This window comes from Streptomyces sp. NPDC002403 (genome assembly GCF_053593015.1).
In genome coordinates, this window is the sequence record NZ_JBSFBQ010000010.1 from 102,747 (window position 1) to 116,708 (window position 13,962).

Consider the following 13,962-nt stretch of genomic DNA (forward strand, 5'->3'; position numbering starts at 1 on the left):
CGCGGCCCGTCCGGTCAGGGGGACGGAACGGACCGGCCGTCGCCCTCCGGCGCCGGGAGCTCCACCGGCCGCACCAGGGAATCCAGTTGGGACCTGGCCCGGTCCACGCCCTCCTGGAAGCCCTGGCTCGCGGCCTCCGCGAGCGCCTGGCGGACGCAGCTCTCCGCCGCGTCCCGCTCGCCCAGTGCGAGCAGCGCCTCCCCCCGGCTCAGCCGCAGCGCGGCCCTGCGCAGTACGCCCAGGCCCGTCGTCACCCCGTGGTCGTCGAGCGCCAGCGCGTACGCCGTGCAGCGCTCCGCCGCCGCGATGTCGCCCCGGGCCAGGAGCTGCTGCGTCCGGTGCTGGAGCGCGAGGAGTTCGGTGAGCACGTCGTGCGCCTCTCGGGCGAGCCGGACCGCGCGGGTGACATGGTGCAGCGAGGTGTCGGTGATCCCGTCCGCGTCCAGTGCGACCGCCAGGTTGACCAGGGCGATGGCCTCGCTCGACGGGTCGTGCGCGCGGGCCGCGAGGGCGGGCGCGAGCTCCAGCTGGACGAGCGCCTCGGACAGCCGCTCCTCCCGGGTCAGCACCCAGCCGAGCAGCGCCCGAACCCGGGACTCCGCGTCCGGGTCGCCGAGCCGCCGGCTCGCCTCCAGGGCCTGTTCGAGCAGCGGCGCCCAGCCGTCCCGGACGCTCCACACCACGTACGGCCACTGCAGCACGGCCAGGCGCCAGGCCCGGTCGTCGTGGCCCGCCGCGCGGGCGGCGGTGACCGCGGCGGCCAGGTTCTCGCGCTCCGCCGCGTACCACCGCAGGGCGGCGTCGCGGTCGGTGAACTTCCGTGCCGGGGAGTCGGCGGGGGCCTCCCGGGGCAGTGCGCAGCAGGGTTTCTCGCCCGGCTCGGCGGCGAGGGACGCGGCGAGCGCGGTGGCCGTGTAGCTGTCCAGCAGCCGCAGCAGCGCCCCCTCGTCGGTGCTGAGTCCGCGTGCGTACAGCCGTACCAGATCGTGCATGGAGTAGCGGCCGGGCGTGCACTCGGTCACCAGATGGGCCCCCGCGAGCCGGTCCAGCGCCTCGGCCGCCACGGCGGGATCGCGGCCGAGCAGCGCGGCGGCGGCGTACCGCTCCAGATCCGGCCCGGGAACCACCCCGAGCAGGGCGAAGAGCCGCACCGCCTCCGGCGGCAGCCCCTGCACCGTGATGCGCAGCGCCGCCGCGACCCCCGACTCCTCCGCGTCGTCGAGCGAGAGCAGGGCCAGTCTGCGCTGCTCGTCGGCGAGTTCGGCCGCCAGATCGGCGAGCCGCCAGTGCGGTCTGGCCGCCAGCTGCGCCGCCGTGATGCGCAGCGCGAGGGGCAGGCCGTCGCACAGCCGGGCGAGCCGGTCCGCCGCCTCGGGCTCGGCCGCCACCCGCTCCTCGCCGACCGCCGCGGCGAGCAGTTCGGCGGCGGGTACGGGGCCGAGGACGTCGAGCGGCACCGGCCGGGCCAGCTCCTCGACGATCAGCCCGCTGAGCCGGATGCGCGAGGTGACCAGGATGGCCGAGTGGGTTCCGGAGGGCAGCAGCGAGCGGGCCCGGTCGGCGCCGCGCACGTTGTCGAGGACGACCAGGAGCGCGCGCTCCCCGGTCAGCTCGCGGTACAGGGCGGCGGCCGCCGCCGCGGATTCGGGGAGATCGCGCGCCGGCACTCCCAGCGCGAGCAGGAACTCCCGTACGGTCTCGGCCGGTTCGACCGGTACGCCGCCGAAGCCGCGCAGATCGGCGAAGAGCGTGCCGTCCGGGTAGCGGGCCTGCCTGCTGTGCGCCCACTGGAGCGCGAGCGCGGTCTTGCCCACCCCGGCGGGGCCGGTCACCAGCGCGACGGCCCCGGCCCCGGTGATCCGGTCCAGCGCGGCCAGTTCCGTGTCCCGGCCCAGGAATCCCCGCACCCCGCGCGGCAGCAGCCGCGGCGCGGGGGCCCGAGCGGCTGCCTCGTACGGCGTATCCGGCCCCGGCACGGGAGCGGGCCCGGTCCCCGGTGCGGGCCGCAGGTCCACCGGGCCGGAACCGGCCGCATCCACGCGTTCGCCGCGCAGGATCCTCTCGTGGGCGCCGCGCAGCCCCGGTCCCGGACCGACGCCCAGTTCGTCGGCGAGCAGGCAGCGGACGCGGTGGTACCGGTCGAGCGCGTCCGACCGGCGCCCCGCCCGGTACAGCGCCAGGACCAACGCCTCGGCCAGCGACTCGCGCAGCGGGTGCGCCGCAGCCTCCGCCTGGAGCACCGCCACCGCACCGGCATGGTCCCCGAGCCGCTCGTACGCCCCCGCCAGGCTCTCCACCACCTCCAGCCGGGCCTCCTCCAGCGCCTGCGCGGCGGCCCGCAGCGAGGCGCTCGGGGCGGTGCCGTCGAGGGCCGGGCCGTGCCACAGCGCGAGGGCCTCGCCGAGGTCGGCCACCGCGTCGGCGGGCCGCTGCCGGGACCTGCCGCGCCGGGCGAGCCGGTCGAAGCGGTAGGTGTCGAGCAGCGTCCGGTCCACCTCGAACACGTACGACCGGCCCCGGGTCATCAGGCTCACCCCGTGCTCCCCGGCACCGGCCGACGCCAGCAGGGCCCGCAGCCGCGACACATGGCCCTGAACGACCGTACGGGCGTGGGCGGGTGGCTCCTCGTCCCAGAGCGCGTCGATCAACTGCTCCACCGGGACGGCCGAGTTGGCCTTGAGGAGCAGCGCGGCGAGCACACTGCGGCGTTTGGCGGGGCCCAGCTGGAGCTCTCCCGTCCCGGTGGCAGCGCCCACTCTGCCGAGCAACCGGAAATCCATCGCCGCCTCCCCATCGATGCGAGAACGCTCAGCGTCTGGGCCGCCGGGCCGCGCCCGGAGGCCGTACCCCGGACCGATGATCTTACGAGCCCTGCCACCGCCCCCGGGAGCCGCGTCGCCTACGCTGGGCGTGTTCGCACGCTCGTGGATTCCCCGCGACTCCACGCTCATGGATTCTCCGTACCGCGAGGAGCGCCCCGTGCCGGTCGACCTGCCCGAGCCCCGGATCGACACCAGCAAGCCCCACCCCGCGCGCGTCTACGACTGGCTGCTGGGTGGCAAGGACAACTATCCGGTCGACCAGCAGGTGGCGGAGAAGCTGCCCGAGGAGGCGCGGGGCAACGCCGCGCGGAACCGGGCCTTCATGCACCGGGCCTCCGCCTGGCTGGCCCGCAACGGGGTCGATCAGTTCCTCGACATCGGCACCGGCATCCCCACCGAGCCCAATCTGCACCAGGTCGTCCAGGAGATCACCCCGTCCGCCCGGATCGTCTACGCGGACAACGACCCGATCGTGCTGCGGCACGCGGAGGCGCTGCTGGTCAGCAGGCCGGAGGGGATGACCGACTACATCCACGCGGATGTGCGACGGCCCGGGGCGATCCTCGACCACGCCCGTGAACTGCTCGACTTCGACCGGCCCGTCGCGCTCTCCCTCATCGCGCTGATGCACTTCCTGCCGGACGACCAGGACCCGTACGGCCTCACCCGCACGCTGGTCGACGCGTTGCCCCCGGGCAGCTTCCTGGTGCTCTCGCACGGCACCGCCGACCAGCACCCGGAGCTGAAGCAGGAGACCGAGAGCGCGTACAAGAAGGGGGCGATCCCGCTGCGGATGCGCACCCGGAGCGAGGTCGAGCCCTTCTTCGACGGGCTGGACCTCGTCGAACCGGGACTGGTCTTCGCCACCGAGTGGTACCGCGAGGAGCCCGCGCCGGTGCGGGAGCGCAGCGGCTTCTACGTGGGCGTCGGCCGGGTGCGCTGAATCGGGACCGATGAGTTCCGGGCGGTGCGGCGGTCCGGCTTTCCGAGCGGATGAACGGGAAGGTGGACCGATGACCGATCTGAACGATGTCCTGAAGAAGCATGTCGGCGACGGGGCGGCGCCGGGGGCCGTGGGCCTGGTGGCCCGCGGCGACCGCGTCGAGGTGGCGGCGGTCGGCTCCGCGGACGCGGGCGGTACGGTCCCGATGGCCCGGGACTCGATCTTCCGCATCGCCTCGATGACCAAGCCGGTCACCGCCGCGGCGACCATGATGCTGGTGGAGGAGGGCCGGATCGCGCTGGACGAACCGGTGCGGCAGTGGCTGCCGGAGCTGGCGGCGCCGATGGTGGTCCGTACGCCGGCCTCCCCGGCCGACGACGTGGTGCCCGCCGACAAGGTCATCACCGTGGCCGACCTGCTCACCTTCCGGGCCGGGTACGGCTTCCCGTCGGACTTCTCGCTGCCCGCGGTCCGGCTGCTGTTCAGCGAGCTGAAGCAGGGAACGCTGCAACCGCAGGCCATCGAGGAGCCGGACGCGTGGATGGCCACGCTCTCCCGTATCCCGCTGCTCCACCAGCCGGGCGAGGAGTGGCTGTACAACACCTGCTCGGACATCCTCGGGGTGCTGATCGCCCGGGTCTCGGACCGGCCGCTGCCCGAGTTCCTGGCGGAGCGGCTGTTCGAGCCGCTGGGCATGCCCGACACCGGATTCGCCGCACCGGCCTCCGAGGCCGGCCGGTTCACCAGCTACTACCGCACCACCCCGGCGGACGGCCTCCAACTGGTCGACGCCCCGGACGGGCAGTGGAGCACCGTCCCCGCCTTCCCCTCCGGCACCGGCGGACTGGTCTCCACCGCGGACGACTGGTACGCCTTCGCCCGGATGCTGCTCGCGGAGGGGAACCCGGAAGGGAGCCCCGGCGGGCGCCGGCTGCTGTCCGCCGAATCGGTGCGGCTGATGACCACCGACCATCTGACGCGGGCGCAGCGGGAGCACAGCACGCTGTTCCTGGAGGGCCAGGGCTGGGGCTACGGCGGTTCGGTCGACGTCGAGGCCATCGAGCCGTGGAACGTGCCGGGACGCTACGGCTGGGTGGGCGGCACGGGAACGGCGGGGCACCTCACGCCCGCCACCGGCGCGGTCACCGTCCTGCTGACCCAGCTGGAGATGACCGGACCGACACCGCCCGCGCTGATGCGGGAGTTCTGGCGGTACGCGGCCGGGGCCTGAGGTGCGCGACCGCTACCGCAGGGGCTTCGCGAAGCAGCGGCTGCTCTCGTACATGCGGTAGTGGCCGAACTTCTCGCACGGGGCGTAGCCGCTGGATTCGTAGAGCGCGATCGCCTCGGGCTGCCTGTCCCCGGTCTCCAGCACCATGCGGACCCGGCCCGCCGCCCGCGCGTCGGCCTCCAGGGCGGCCAGGATGCGGCGGGCCAGTCCGTTGCCGCGGCCCTCGGGTATCACGAACATCCGCTTGAGCTCGGCGTCGCCGTCCGAGTAGCCCTCGTCGTTCCGGTCCTGGGTGCGCCAGCCGCCGGTGGCGACGGGGCGGTCCCGCGCGTCGTAGGCGAGCAGATACAGCCCGTGCGGCGGCTCGAACATCGAGGGGGCGAGCGGTGTGACATCGCCCTCGTCCCCGTACCGCTCGGCGTATTCGAGCTGCACCTGGTCGTTGAGTTCGACGGCGTCGGGGTGGTCGAAGGGCCGAGAGTGGATATTCATGCGGAGAATGGTACATGTATGCGGGCATTCGGTGTCGGTATCGTGCCGGAATGCTCACTGTGACCTCCGTCAACGTAAACGGGCTCCGTGCCGCCGCCAAGAAGGGCTTCGTCGAATGGCTGGCCCGGACCGAAGCCGATGTGATCTGCCTCCAGGAAGTGCGGGCCGAGCCGCAGCAGCTGCCCGAGGAGGTGCGCGACCCGGAGGGCTGGCACACGGTGCACGCGCCGGCCGCCGCCAAGGGGCGGGCCGGGGTCTCCCTCTACTCGCGGCGTGCGCCGGAGCGCGTGCAGATCGGGTTCGGTGCCTTCGGGGACCCGGGGAGCGAGGAGTTCGACGCGAGCGGGCGCTACGCCGAGATCGATCTGCCGGGTGTCACGGTCGCGAGCCTGTATCTGCCCTCCGGTGAGGTGGGGACCGAGAAGCAGGACGAGAAGGAGCGGTTCATGGCCGCGTTCCTCCCGTATCTGAAGGGCCTGAAGAAGCGGGCCGCGGCCGAGGGCCGCGAGGTCGTGGTCTGCGGCGACTGGAACATCGCCCACCAGGAGGCCGACCTGAAGAACTGGAAGGCCAACAAGAAGAACTCCGGCTTCCTCCCCGAGGAGCGGGAGTGGCTGACCCGGGTCTTCGACGAGGCCGAGTACGTCGACGTCGTACGGGCGCTGCATCCCGGCGAGGAGGGGCCGTACTCGTGGTGGTCCTACCGCGGGCGGGCCTTCGACAACGACACCGGCTGGCGGATCGACTACCAGGTGGCGACGCCGGGACTGGGCGGGCGCGCGGTGAAGGGCTGGGTCGAGCGGGCCGCGACGCACGCCGAGCGGTGGAGCGACCACGCACCGGTGACGGTGGTCTTCGAACAGTAGAGCGTGCGAACGGGGGGAGTGCGGGGCGGTCGGGGCCGGGCAGGATCCCGGCGTGCGATCGAGAGTGCCGGCCGGGCGGCCGCCGTGCGACCGCCCGTCAGGGGGCGGGGGTGCGCGGCGGACCGCCGGTGTTCTCGCGGCGCAGGCGGCGGTCCAGGGCCATGGAGAGCTCGGCGTCCACCACCGCGCGGGCCAGCGGCCGCAGTCGGGGGGATTCGGCCTCGTCGCCGTGGCTCTTCAGGGCACCCACGAAGAGTTCGGCGAGCGCGTCGGCGTGCTCGCGGACCCGGCGGCCGGTCTCCAGCACGGTGGCGAGCGGCACTCCCTCCCGTACCAGCTGGGACGAGACCTCCAGCAGGCGGCGGCTGATGTGGACGATCTCGTCGCCGTCGGTGGCCAGATACCCCAGATCGAGGGCGGCGGCCAGATTCTCCGCGCTGGTCTCGCCCTCGAAGTAGTCCGCGAGCTGTTCGGGCGTGAGGCGGACCGGGGTCTCCTCGCTCGGCTCGCCCAGCCCCAGCACCTCGGCGACGTCGCGGCCGCTCTCGAAGGTGCGGGCGAGATCGGCGATGCCGGTGAGGGTGTGCCCGCGCTCCAGCAGGCCGGTGATGGTGCGCAGCCGGGCCAGATGGTGGTCGTCGTACCAGGCGATGCGCCCCTCGCGGCGGGGCGGCGAGATCAGTCCGCGCTCCCGGTAGAAACGCACGGTCCGCACGGGGATGCCGGCCTCCTTGGCCAGCTCCTCCATGCGGTATTCGCGGTGCTCGCGTCCTTCAGCCACACCCGCACCCTATCGGCCTCCCCCGAGGCCGGGAGCGGGCTCCCGACGCCCTGCGACTCCGCTTGCGGCGTTGTCGTCGGTCAGCGACGCTCCGCGTCGTCTCCCCCCTCCGCCTTGCGATCGAAGCCGCATGACGCCGCTCGCCATCCGCTCCAGGCCGCGGGGGAGGCCGCATGTTGTACCACCGGTAACTTTCCCTCGCCGTACCCCTACCCATCGGTACGGAGCTGTTCTAGTCTCCCAACAATGCCAGTGATTGCTGGCAGAGTCGTGTGACGTACCGCGGGAGGCGGCAGCATGGCCCAGCACAAGCACGTACGAGTGGCGGTGATCGGATCCGGATTCGGGGGCCTCGGCGCCGCCGTCCGGCTGCGCCGCGAAGGCATCACGGACTTCGTCGTCCTGGAGCGGGCCGATTCCGTCGGAGGCACCTGGCGCGACAACAGCTATCCCGGCTGCGCCTGCGACGTACCGTCCCACCTCTACTCGTTCTCCTTCGCGCCCAACCCCGAGTGGCCGCGCACCTTCTCCGGTCAGGAGCACATCCGCGCCTACCTGGAGCATGTCGCGGACACCTTCGGACTGCGGCCGCACCTGAGGCTGGGCCATGAAGTGACGGTCATGCGCTGGGACCGCGAGGAGCTCCACTGGGCCATCGAGACCGCCAACGGGGCTTCCTTCACCGCCGACTTCGTCGTCTCCGCGACCGGTCCGCTCTCCGACCCGAAGACGCCGGACATCCCCGGTCTCGCCGGCTTCCCCGGCAAGGTCTTCCACTCGGCCCGCTGGGACCACGACGCCGACCTGACCGGCAAGCGCGTCGCCGTGATCGGCACCGGCGCCTCCGCCATCCAGATCGTGCCCGCGATCCAGCCGAAGGTCGCCGCCCTGGCGCTCTTCCAGCGCACCCCGCCCTGGGTCATGCCGCGCATGGACCGGAAGATCAGCGGCGCCGAGCGCTGGCTGCACCGCGCCCTGCCCGTCACCGGCACCGCGCGCCGCGGACTGCTGTGGGGCATACGGGAGTTGCAGGTCAGTGCCTTCACCAAGCACCCGAACGAACTGGGCCTGGTCGAGAGGATAGCCAAGGCCAACATGGCGAAGGCGATCAAGGACCCCGTGCTGCGGGCCAAGCTGACCCCCTCGTACCGCATCGGCTGCAAGCGCATCCTGCTCTCCAGCACCTACTATCCGGCGCTCGCGAAGCCCAACGTGGACGTGATCACCTCCGGCCTGGCCGAGGTGCGCGGCTCCACGCTCGTCGCCTCCGACGGTACGGAGACCGAGGCCGACGCGATCGTCTTCGGCACCGGCTTCCACGTCACCGACATGCCGATCGCCGAGCGCGTGGTGGGCGCGGAGGGCATCACGCTCGCCGAGTCCTGGAAGGACGGCATGCAGGCGCTGCGCGGCGCCAGCGCCGCCGGCTTCCCCAACTTCATGACGGTCATCGGCCCCAACACCGGGCTCGGCAACTCCTCGATGGTCCTGATGATCGAGTCCCAGCTGAACTACATGGCCGACTACCTGCGCCAGCTCAACGTGCTGGGCGGACGCGTCGCGCTCGACGCGCGCCCCTCGGCGGTCGGCGCCTGGGACCGCCGCATCCAGACACGGATGAAGCGCACCGTGTGGAACACCGGCGGCTGCAACAGCTGGTACCTGGACGCCAATGGGCGCAACACCACCGTCTGGCCGGGCACCACCGCCGAGTTCCGCAAGGTCACGCGGTCGGTCGACCTCTCGGAGTACGAGGTCGTCCGGATCCCGGAGCGGGCCGCCGCCCCGGCGCAGGCCGTCGCCGAGGAGGTCGTGGGATGAGCCGGCTGCTGCGGCGCGACGCCACCCCGCCGGTCCCCGCGCGCGAGCTGATCGCCCGCTCCGCCGACGGCGCCCGGATCCATGTCGAGGTGCACGGGCGGGACGGCGCCCCGGCGGTGGTCCTCTCGCACGGCTGGACGTGCAGCACCCGCTTCTGGGCCGCTCAGGTCCGGGACCTCGCGGCGGAACACCGGGTCGTCGTCTACGACCAGCGGGGCCACGGCCGTTCGCCCGCCGTCGGCCGCGAGGGATACAGCACCGAGGCCCTCGCCGACGACCTCGAAGCGGTGCTGGCCGCCACCCTCGCACCGGGGGAGCAGGCCGTGATCGCCGGGCACTCCATGGGCGGCATGACGATCATGGCCGCCTCGCGGCGGGCCGGGCTGCGCGAGCACGCGGCGGCCGTACTGCTGTGCAGCACCGGCAGTTCGCGGCTGGCCGCCGAGTCGCTGGTGGTGCCGGTGCGGGCCGGGGCCGTCCGGACCGGGATGACCCGCGCGATCCTCCGTGCGAAGGCCCCGCTCGGACCGGTCACACCGGTTTCCCGGCGGATACTCAAGTACGCGACGATGGGAGCGGGCTCCGCCCCCGACCGGGTGGACGCCTGCGCCCGGATCGTGCACGCCTGCCCGCGCGGCGCCAGGGCGCCCTGGGGGCATGTCCTCGCGGAGCTCGATCTCGACGCGGGCGTACGGGAGTTGAGGGTGCCCACGGCGGTGATCGCGGGTACGGAGGACCGGATGACGCCGCCCGTGCACGCCCGCGCCCTCGCGGCGGCGCTTCCCGACTGCCTGGGGCTCACCGAGCTGACGGGCATGGGCCACATGACGCCGGTGGAGGCACCGGAAGCGGTCACGGCGAAGATCCGGGAACTAGTCACCGGGTACCTCCCCGCGGGCGGCACGGGCGCCGACGCAGGTGCGGACACAGGCACGGACGGTACGGCCGAGAAGGAGGAGGTCGCATGAGCGGCAGTCGGAGTCTCGAAGGACAGGTCGTCGTCGTCACGGGCGCGGCACGTGGCGTGGGCGAACTGCTGGCCCGCAAGCTCTCGGCGCGCGGCGCCACGCTCGCGCTGGTCGGGCTGGAGCCGGACGAACTGAAGAAGGTCTCCGAGCGGCTGCACTCGGAGAGCGACCACTGGTTCGCGGACGTCACCGACCACGAGGCGATGGCGCGGGTCGCCCAGGAGGTCAAGCAGCGGTTCGGGAAGATCGACGTCGTCGTCGCCAACGCCGGGGTCGCCTCCGGCGGGCCGTTCGTCGACTCGGACCCCGACGCGTGGCGGCGGGTCATCGAGGTCAATCTGATCGGCGGCGCGGTCACCGGGCGGGCCTTCCTGCCGGTGCTCATGGAGAGCCGCGGCTACTTCCTCCAGATCGCCTCGCTCGCGGCGATGACACCGGCGCCGATGATGACCGCGTACTGCGCGTCCAAGTCGGGCGTGGAGGCCTTCGCGCACAGCCTGCGGGCCGAGGTCGCCCACCGGGGCGTGAAGGTCGGGGTCGGCTACCTGTCCTGGACCGACACGGACATGGTGCGCGGCGCCGACCAGGACGACGTGATGCGGGAGCTGCGCCAGCGGCTGCCCTGGCCGGCGAACCGCACCTATCCGCTGGGCCCCGCCGTCGACCGGATCGTGGCCGGCATCGAGCGCCGGTCCGCGCACGTGTACGCGCAGTGGTGGCTGCGCGGGATGCAGTCCGTGCGCGGCTACCTGCCCTCGCTGATAGGGGTCGTCGGGCAGCGGGAGGTCCGCAGGTTCGGGTCGCGGCTGGACGGCGTGAGCAAGGGACTCGTCGGCGCCGGGGGCGCCGCCGACCAGGCCGCGAGGGCCACGACTACGCAGCGTAAGTGATCGACATGCGGTGGGTGCCGGGGCCTGCGACGCTGATCGAGGTCCTCACGGACCGTCCCCCAAGCACCCACTAGGAGTGAACGGAATGGCTATCGCAGACCAGTTCAAGGACAAGGCGCAGCAGCTCGCCGACCAGGCGAAGAAGAAGGCCGGCGAGGGCCGCGGCCAAGGCCAGGAGCGGACGCGCGCCGAGGGCCAGGAGCGGACGCGCACCGAGGGCCGCGAGCGGATGCAGAACGTGTCCGAGCGGGCCTCGAAGACGTCGCAGCAGGGCCGTGACAAGGCCCGGGCCACCACGGACGAGCTCCGCGAGCGCCGCGAGCGCTGACGGGCCGATCGCGACACTGCGCGTTGCCTGAGAGGGGCGCACCCGGATCTCCGGGTGCGCCCCTTTCGCGTGGTGAGGGACGGGGCTCTCAGCGGTCCCCGTCCCGTTCCCGGCCTCAGTCCTCGGCCGCCGGGTGCGCCAGGTCGCCCGGGTCGGTGTTCGCCCCGCACAGCACCACGGCGACCCGCTCACCGGCGCCCGGCCGGTAGCCGCCGTCCGGCGCCGTGAGCGCGGCCAGTGCGGTGGAGGCGGCGTGCTCGACGGCGATGCGGCGGTGGTCCCACAGCGTCCGGCGGGCGCGGGCGATCTCGCCGTCCGGCACCAGGACGGAGCGGACGTCGTTGTCGCGGACGGCGCGCAGGGCCAGGGAGGTGGCCCGTCGGGCGCCGAGGGCGTCGACGGCGACCGAGTCGACCGGGACATCGACCGGCCGGCCGGCCTCCAGGGCCGCGTTCAGTGCCCGGCAGTTCTCCGGCTCGACGGCGACCGTGCGGATCTTGTGGTGCCGGGCGGCGGTGGCGACGCCGGCGAACAGACCGCCGCCGCCGACCGAGACCACGACGGTGTCCAGGCCGGGGATCCGCGCGTGGATCTCCTCCATCAGGGTGCCGGCCCCGGCGGCGATCAGCGGGTGGTCGTAGGCGTGCGCGGCGAGCGCGCCGGACGACAGGGCGAACTCCTCGCACGCTTCGAGGGCCTCGGCGTACTCCGCGCCGACCAGCCGCACGTCCGCCCCGTAGCCGCGCAGCTTGGCGACCTTCACCGCCGGGGCGACGCTCGGCAGGAACACCGTGGCCCGTACACCCTGCTGCTGGGCGGCCCACGCGCAGGCCAGCCCGGCGTTGCCGCCGGAGGCGATGGTGACCCCCGCGTCCGGCAGGGTGCCCGCCTCGCGGTGGGCCTGGATGAAGTTCTGCGCGCCGCGCGCCTTGAAGGAGCCGGTGTGCTGCATGAACTCCAGCGCGAACCAGAGCTCGTAGGGCTGCCCGGGCCGGTCCTCGGGCGCGACGGGGGTGACGGTGACCGGGCGGATGCGCCCGGTGGTCCGGTCGGTGGCGGCCTTGATGTCGTCGTACGTGAGGTCGTTGCCGAACAGGTCGGTGTCCCGGTCGCCCATGTCTTCTCACCTCTGTGGTCGCTGAACCCACCAGCATATTCAGTGGTCGGCTCCGGAAGGCCTTCGGGGGTTGACGCCCTGCGGGCGGCCGAGCAACAGCGCGGATCAACTTGCTGAGCCTCCGCACGCGTCATACCCCCCGTACCGCGAACCGACTGGAGACCTCTATGACAGCGCCGCGCATGCGCTCCCATCGCCTCCTCGCCCTTCCGCTGGGGATGGCCGTGGCGACCACCCTCGCCCTCCTGCCCGACGTCACGGCGTCGGCGGCCGGGGCGGCCCCGACCGCCGACACGACCTCCCTCAGCTACGTCGTCAACGTCACTGCCGGAAAGCGCCCGTCCACGACGGTGAAGAAGGCCGTCGGCGAGGCGGGCGGCACCATCGTGATCTCGTACGACCGGATCGGTGTGATCGTCGTCCACTCCTCGAACCCCGACTTCGCCCGGACCATCCGCAAGGTTCCGGGCGTGCGGTCGGCCGGCGCCACCCGCAACGAGCCCCTTGCCGCGCAGTCCACGACCGAGGCCGGCGCGACGCGGGTCCTCAGTGCCCGGGAAGTCGCGAGCGCTCAGGCGGCCGAGGGCCAGGACCCCCTGGAACCGACGCAGTGGGACCTGCCCGCCATCAAGGCGGACAAGGCGCACGAGAAGACGCTCGGCAGCCGCGACGTCACGGTCGCCGTCATCGACACCGGAGTGGACGACACCCATCCCGACCTCGCCCCGAACTTCGACCGTGAGGCGTCCGTCAGCTGCGTCTCGGGCAAGCCGGACACCGCGGACGGGGCCTGGCGGCCCGGCGCGTCGGAGGGCGCCGCCCACGGCACGCATGTCGCGGGTGAGATCGCGGCAGCCAAGAACGGCATCGGCATGACCGGCGTCGCGCCCGGCGTGCGGGTCTCCGGCATCAAGGTGGCCACCCCGGCGGACTACATCTACGCCGAGGCCGTGGTCTGCGGCTTCGTCTGGGCGGCCGAACACCATGTGGACGTCACCAACAACAGCTATTACACCGACCCCTGGAAATTCAACTGCCTCGACGACCCGGACCAGAGGGCACTCGTCGACGCCATCACCCGGGCCTCGCAGTACGCGGAGCGCAAGGGCACGGTCAACGTCGCGGCCGCGGGCAACGAGAGCCGCGACCTGGACGCGGACTCCCTCACCGACCCCGCCTCACCGGACGACGGCACGCCGGGGGACCGCGTGATCGACCCGCACAAGTGCCTGGACATACCGACCCAGTTGCCCGGTGTGGTGACCGTGGCCGCGACCGGTGCGAAGGGCGTCAAGTCGTCGTTCTCCAACTACGGTCGGCACGTCGTGGACGTCGCCGCGCCCGGAGGCGACCTCTACCAGTCTCCGCCCGCGCCGGCCACCGATGGCCGGATCCTCGGCACGATGCCCGGCGGCAAGTGGGCCTACACGATGGGCACGTCGATGGCGTCCCCGCACGTCGCGGGGGTGGCCGCCCTCATCAAGTCGACGCATCCGCACGCCACCGCCGGCGAGGTGAAGGCCCTGCTGTACTCCGGGGCCGACACCACGCCGTGCACGGATCCGTACGATTTCGACTCCGACGGCAGGATCGACGCCGTGTGCAAGGGGCCGAGGAACCACAACGGGTTCTACGGGCGGGGGATCGTGAACGCGTTGAACGCCGTGACGAAGTGAGCGCCTCGTCCGGTGCCCGCTCGTCCG

Annotated in this window: 12 protein-coding genes; 8 read left to right on the forward strand and 4 right to left on the reverse strand. The window is 73.0% G+C overall.

Annotated elements, in window-relative coordinates; translation table 11 throughout:
* Positions 1-14 precede the first annotated feature (14 nt).
* Positions 15-2,780 (reverse strand): BTAD domain-containing putative transcriptional regulator, encoded by a 2,766-nt coding sequence (locus ACWCPY_RS14605; RefSeq protein WP_451264795.1) that lies wholly within the window; start codon positions 2,778-2,780, stop codon positions 15-17.
* A gap of 169 nt (positions 2,781-2,949) precedes the next feature.
* Here ACWCPY_RS14605 and ACWCPY_RS14610 point away from each other — a divergent pair, with 169 nt between their 5' ends.
* Together ACWCPY_RS14610 and ACWCPY_RS14615 are read left to right on the forward strand one after the other, a co-directional pair.
* Entirely contained in the window at positions 2,950-3,765 is an 816-nt protein-coding gene (locus tag ACWCPY_RS14610; RefSeq protein WP_451264942.1) for an SAM-dependent methyltransferase, read from the forward strand.
* Positions 3,766-3,835: 70 nt separating this feature from the next.
* Positions 3,836-4,996, forward strand: coding sequence for a serine hydrolase domain-containing protein (locus ACWCPY_RS14615; protein WP_451264797.1), 1,161 nt, complete (start codon positions 3,836-3,838; stop codon positions 4,994-4,996).
* A gap of 12 nt (positions 4,997-5,008) precedes the next feature.
* Here the strand turns inward: ACWCPY_RS14615 and ACWCPY_RS14620 are convergent, their stop codons facing one another.
* Entirely contained in the window at positions 5,009-5,488 is a 480-nt protein-coding gene (locus tag ACWCPY_RS14620; protein ID WP_451264799.1) for a GNAT family N-acetyltransferase, read from the reverse strand.
* Positions 5,489-5,538: 50 nt separating this feature from the next.
* On the opposite strand from ACWCPY_RS14620, the gene ACWCPY_RS14625 reads away from it, so the two are divergent.
* A complete protein-coding gene (locus ACWCPY_RS14625; RefSeq protein WP_451264800.1) occupies positions 5,539-6,354 on the forward strand; it encodes an exodeoxyribonuclease III in 816 nt (271 codons plus the stop codon).
* A 97-nt stretch (positions 6,355-6,451) separates the two neighbouring features.
* On the opposite strand, the gene ACWCPY_RS14630 is transcribed toward ACWCPY_RS14625, so the two are convergent.
* A complete protein-coding gene (locus tag ACWCPY_RS14630) occupies positions 6,452-7,102 on the reverse strand; it encodes a MerR family transcriptional regulator (protein ID WP_451264944.1) in 651 nt (216 codons plus the stop codon).
* A gap of 330 nt (positions 7,103-7,432) precedes the next feature.
* Here ACWCPY_RS14630 and ACWCPY_RS14635 point away from each other — a divergent pair, with 330 nt between their 5' ends.
* The 4 genes from ACWCPY_RS14635 (at position 7,433) to ACWCPY_RS14650 (ending at position 11,142) form a co-directional block, all read left to right on the forward strand.
* On the forward strand, positions 7,433-8,956 hold the full coding sequence (locus ACWCPY_RS14635; protein WP_451264802.1) for a flavin-containing monooxygenase: 1,524 nt from the start codon (positions 7,433-7,435) through the stop codon (positions 8,954-8,956).
* A complete protein-coding gene (locus tag ACWCPY_RS14640; protein WP_451264804.1) occupies positions 8,953-9,924 on the forward strand; it encodes an alpha/beta fold hydrolase in 972 nt (323 codons plus the stop codon). The genes ACWCPY_RS14635 and ACWCPY_RS14640 overlap by 4 nt, the downstream gene beginning before the upstream one ends.
* On the forward strand, positions 9,921-10,814 hold the full coding sequence (locus tag ACWCPY_RS14645; RefSeq protein ID WP_451264806.1) for an SDR family oxidoreductase: 894 nt from the start codon (positions 9,921-9,923) through the stop codon (positions 10,812-10,814). The genes ACWCPY_RS14640 and ACWCPY_RS14645 overlap by 4 nt, the downstream gene beginning before the upstream one ends.
* A gap of 85 nt (positions 10,815-10,899) precedes the next feature.
* Positions 10,900-11,142: a hypothetical protein gene (locus ACWCPY_RS14650; protein WP_451264808.1), complete on the forward strand. Its 243-nt coding sequence runs from the start codon at positions 10,900-10,902 to the stop codon at positions 11,140-11,142.
* 115 nt (positions 11,143-11,257) lie between these two features.
* On the opposite strand, the gene ACWCPY_RS14655 is transcribed toward ACWCPY_RS14650, so the two are convergent.
* On the reverse strand, positions 11,258-12,259 hold the full coding sequence (locus ACWCPY_RS14655; protein ID WP_451264810.1) for a threonine/serine dehydratase: 1,002 nt from the start codon (positions 12,257-12,259) through the stop codon (positions 11,258-11,260).
* A gap of 167 nt (positions 12,260-12,426) precedes the next feature.
* Here ACWCPY_RS14655 and ACWCPY_RS14660 point away from each other — a divergent pair, with 167 nt between their 5' ends.
* Complete coding sequence (locus ACWCPY_RS14660) at positions 12,427-13,935, forward strand: S8 family serine peptidase (protein WP_451264812.1); 1,509 nt, start codon at positions 12,427-12,429, stop codon at positions 13,933-13,935.
* Positions 13,936-13,962: the final 27 nt, after the last annotated feature.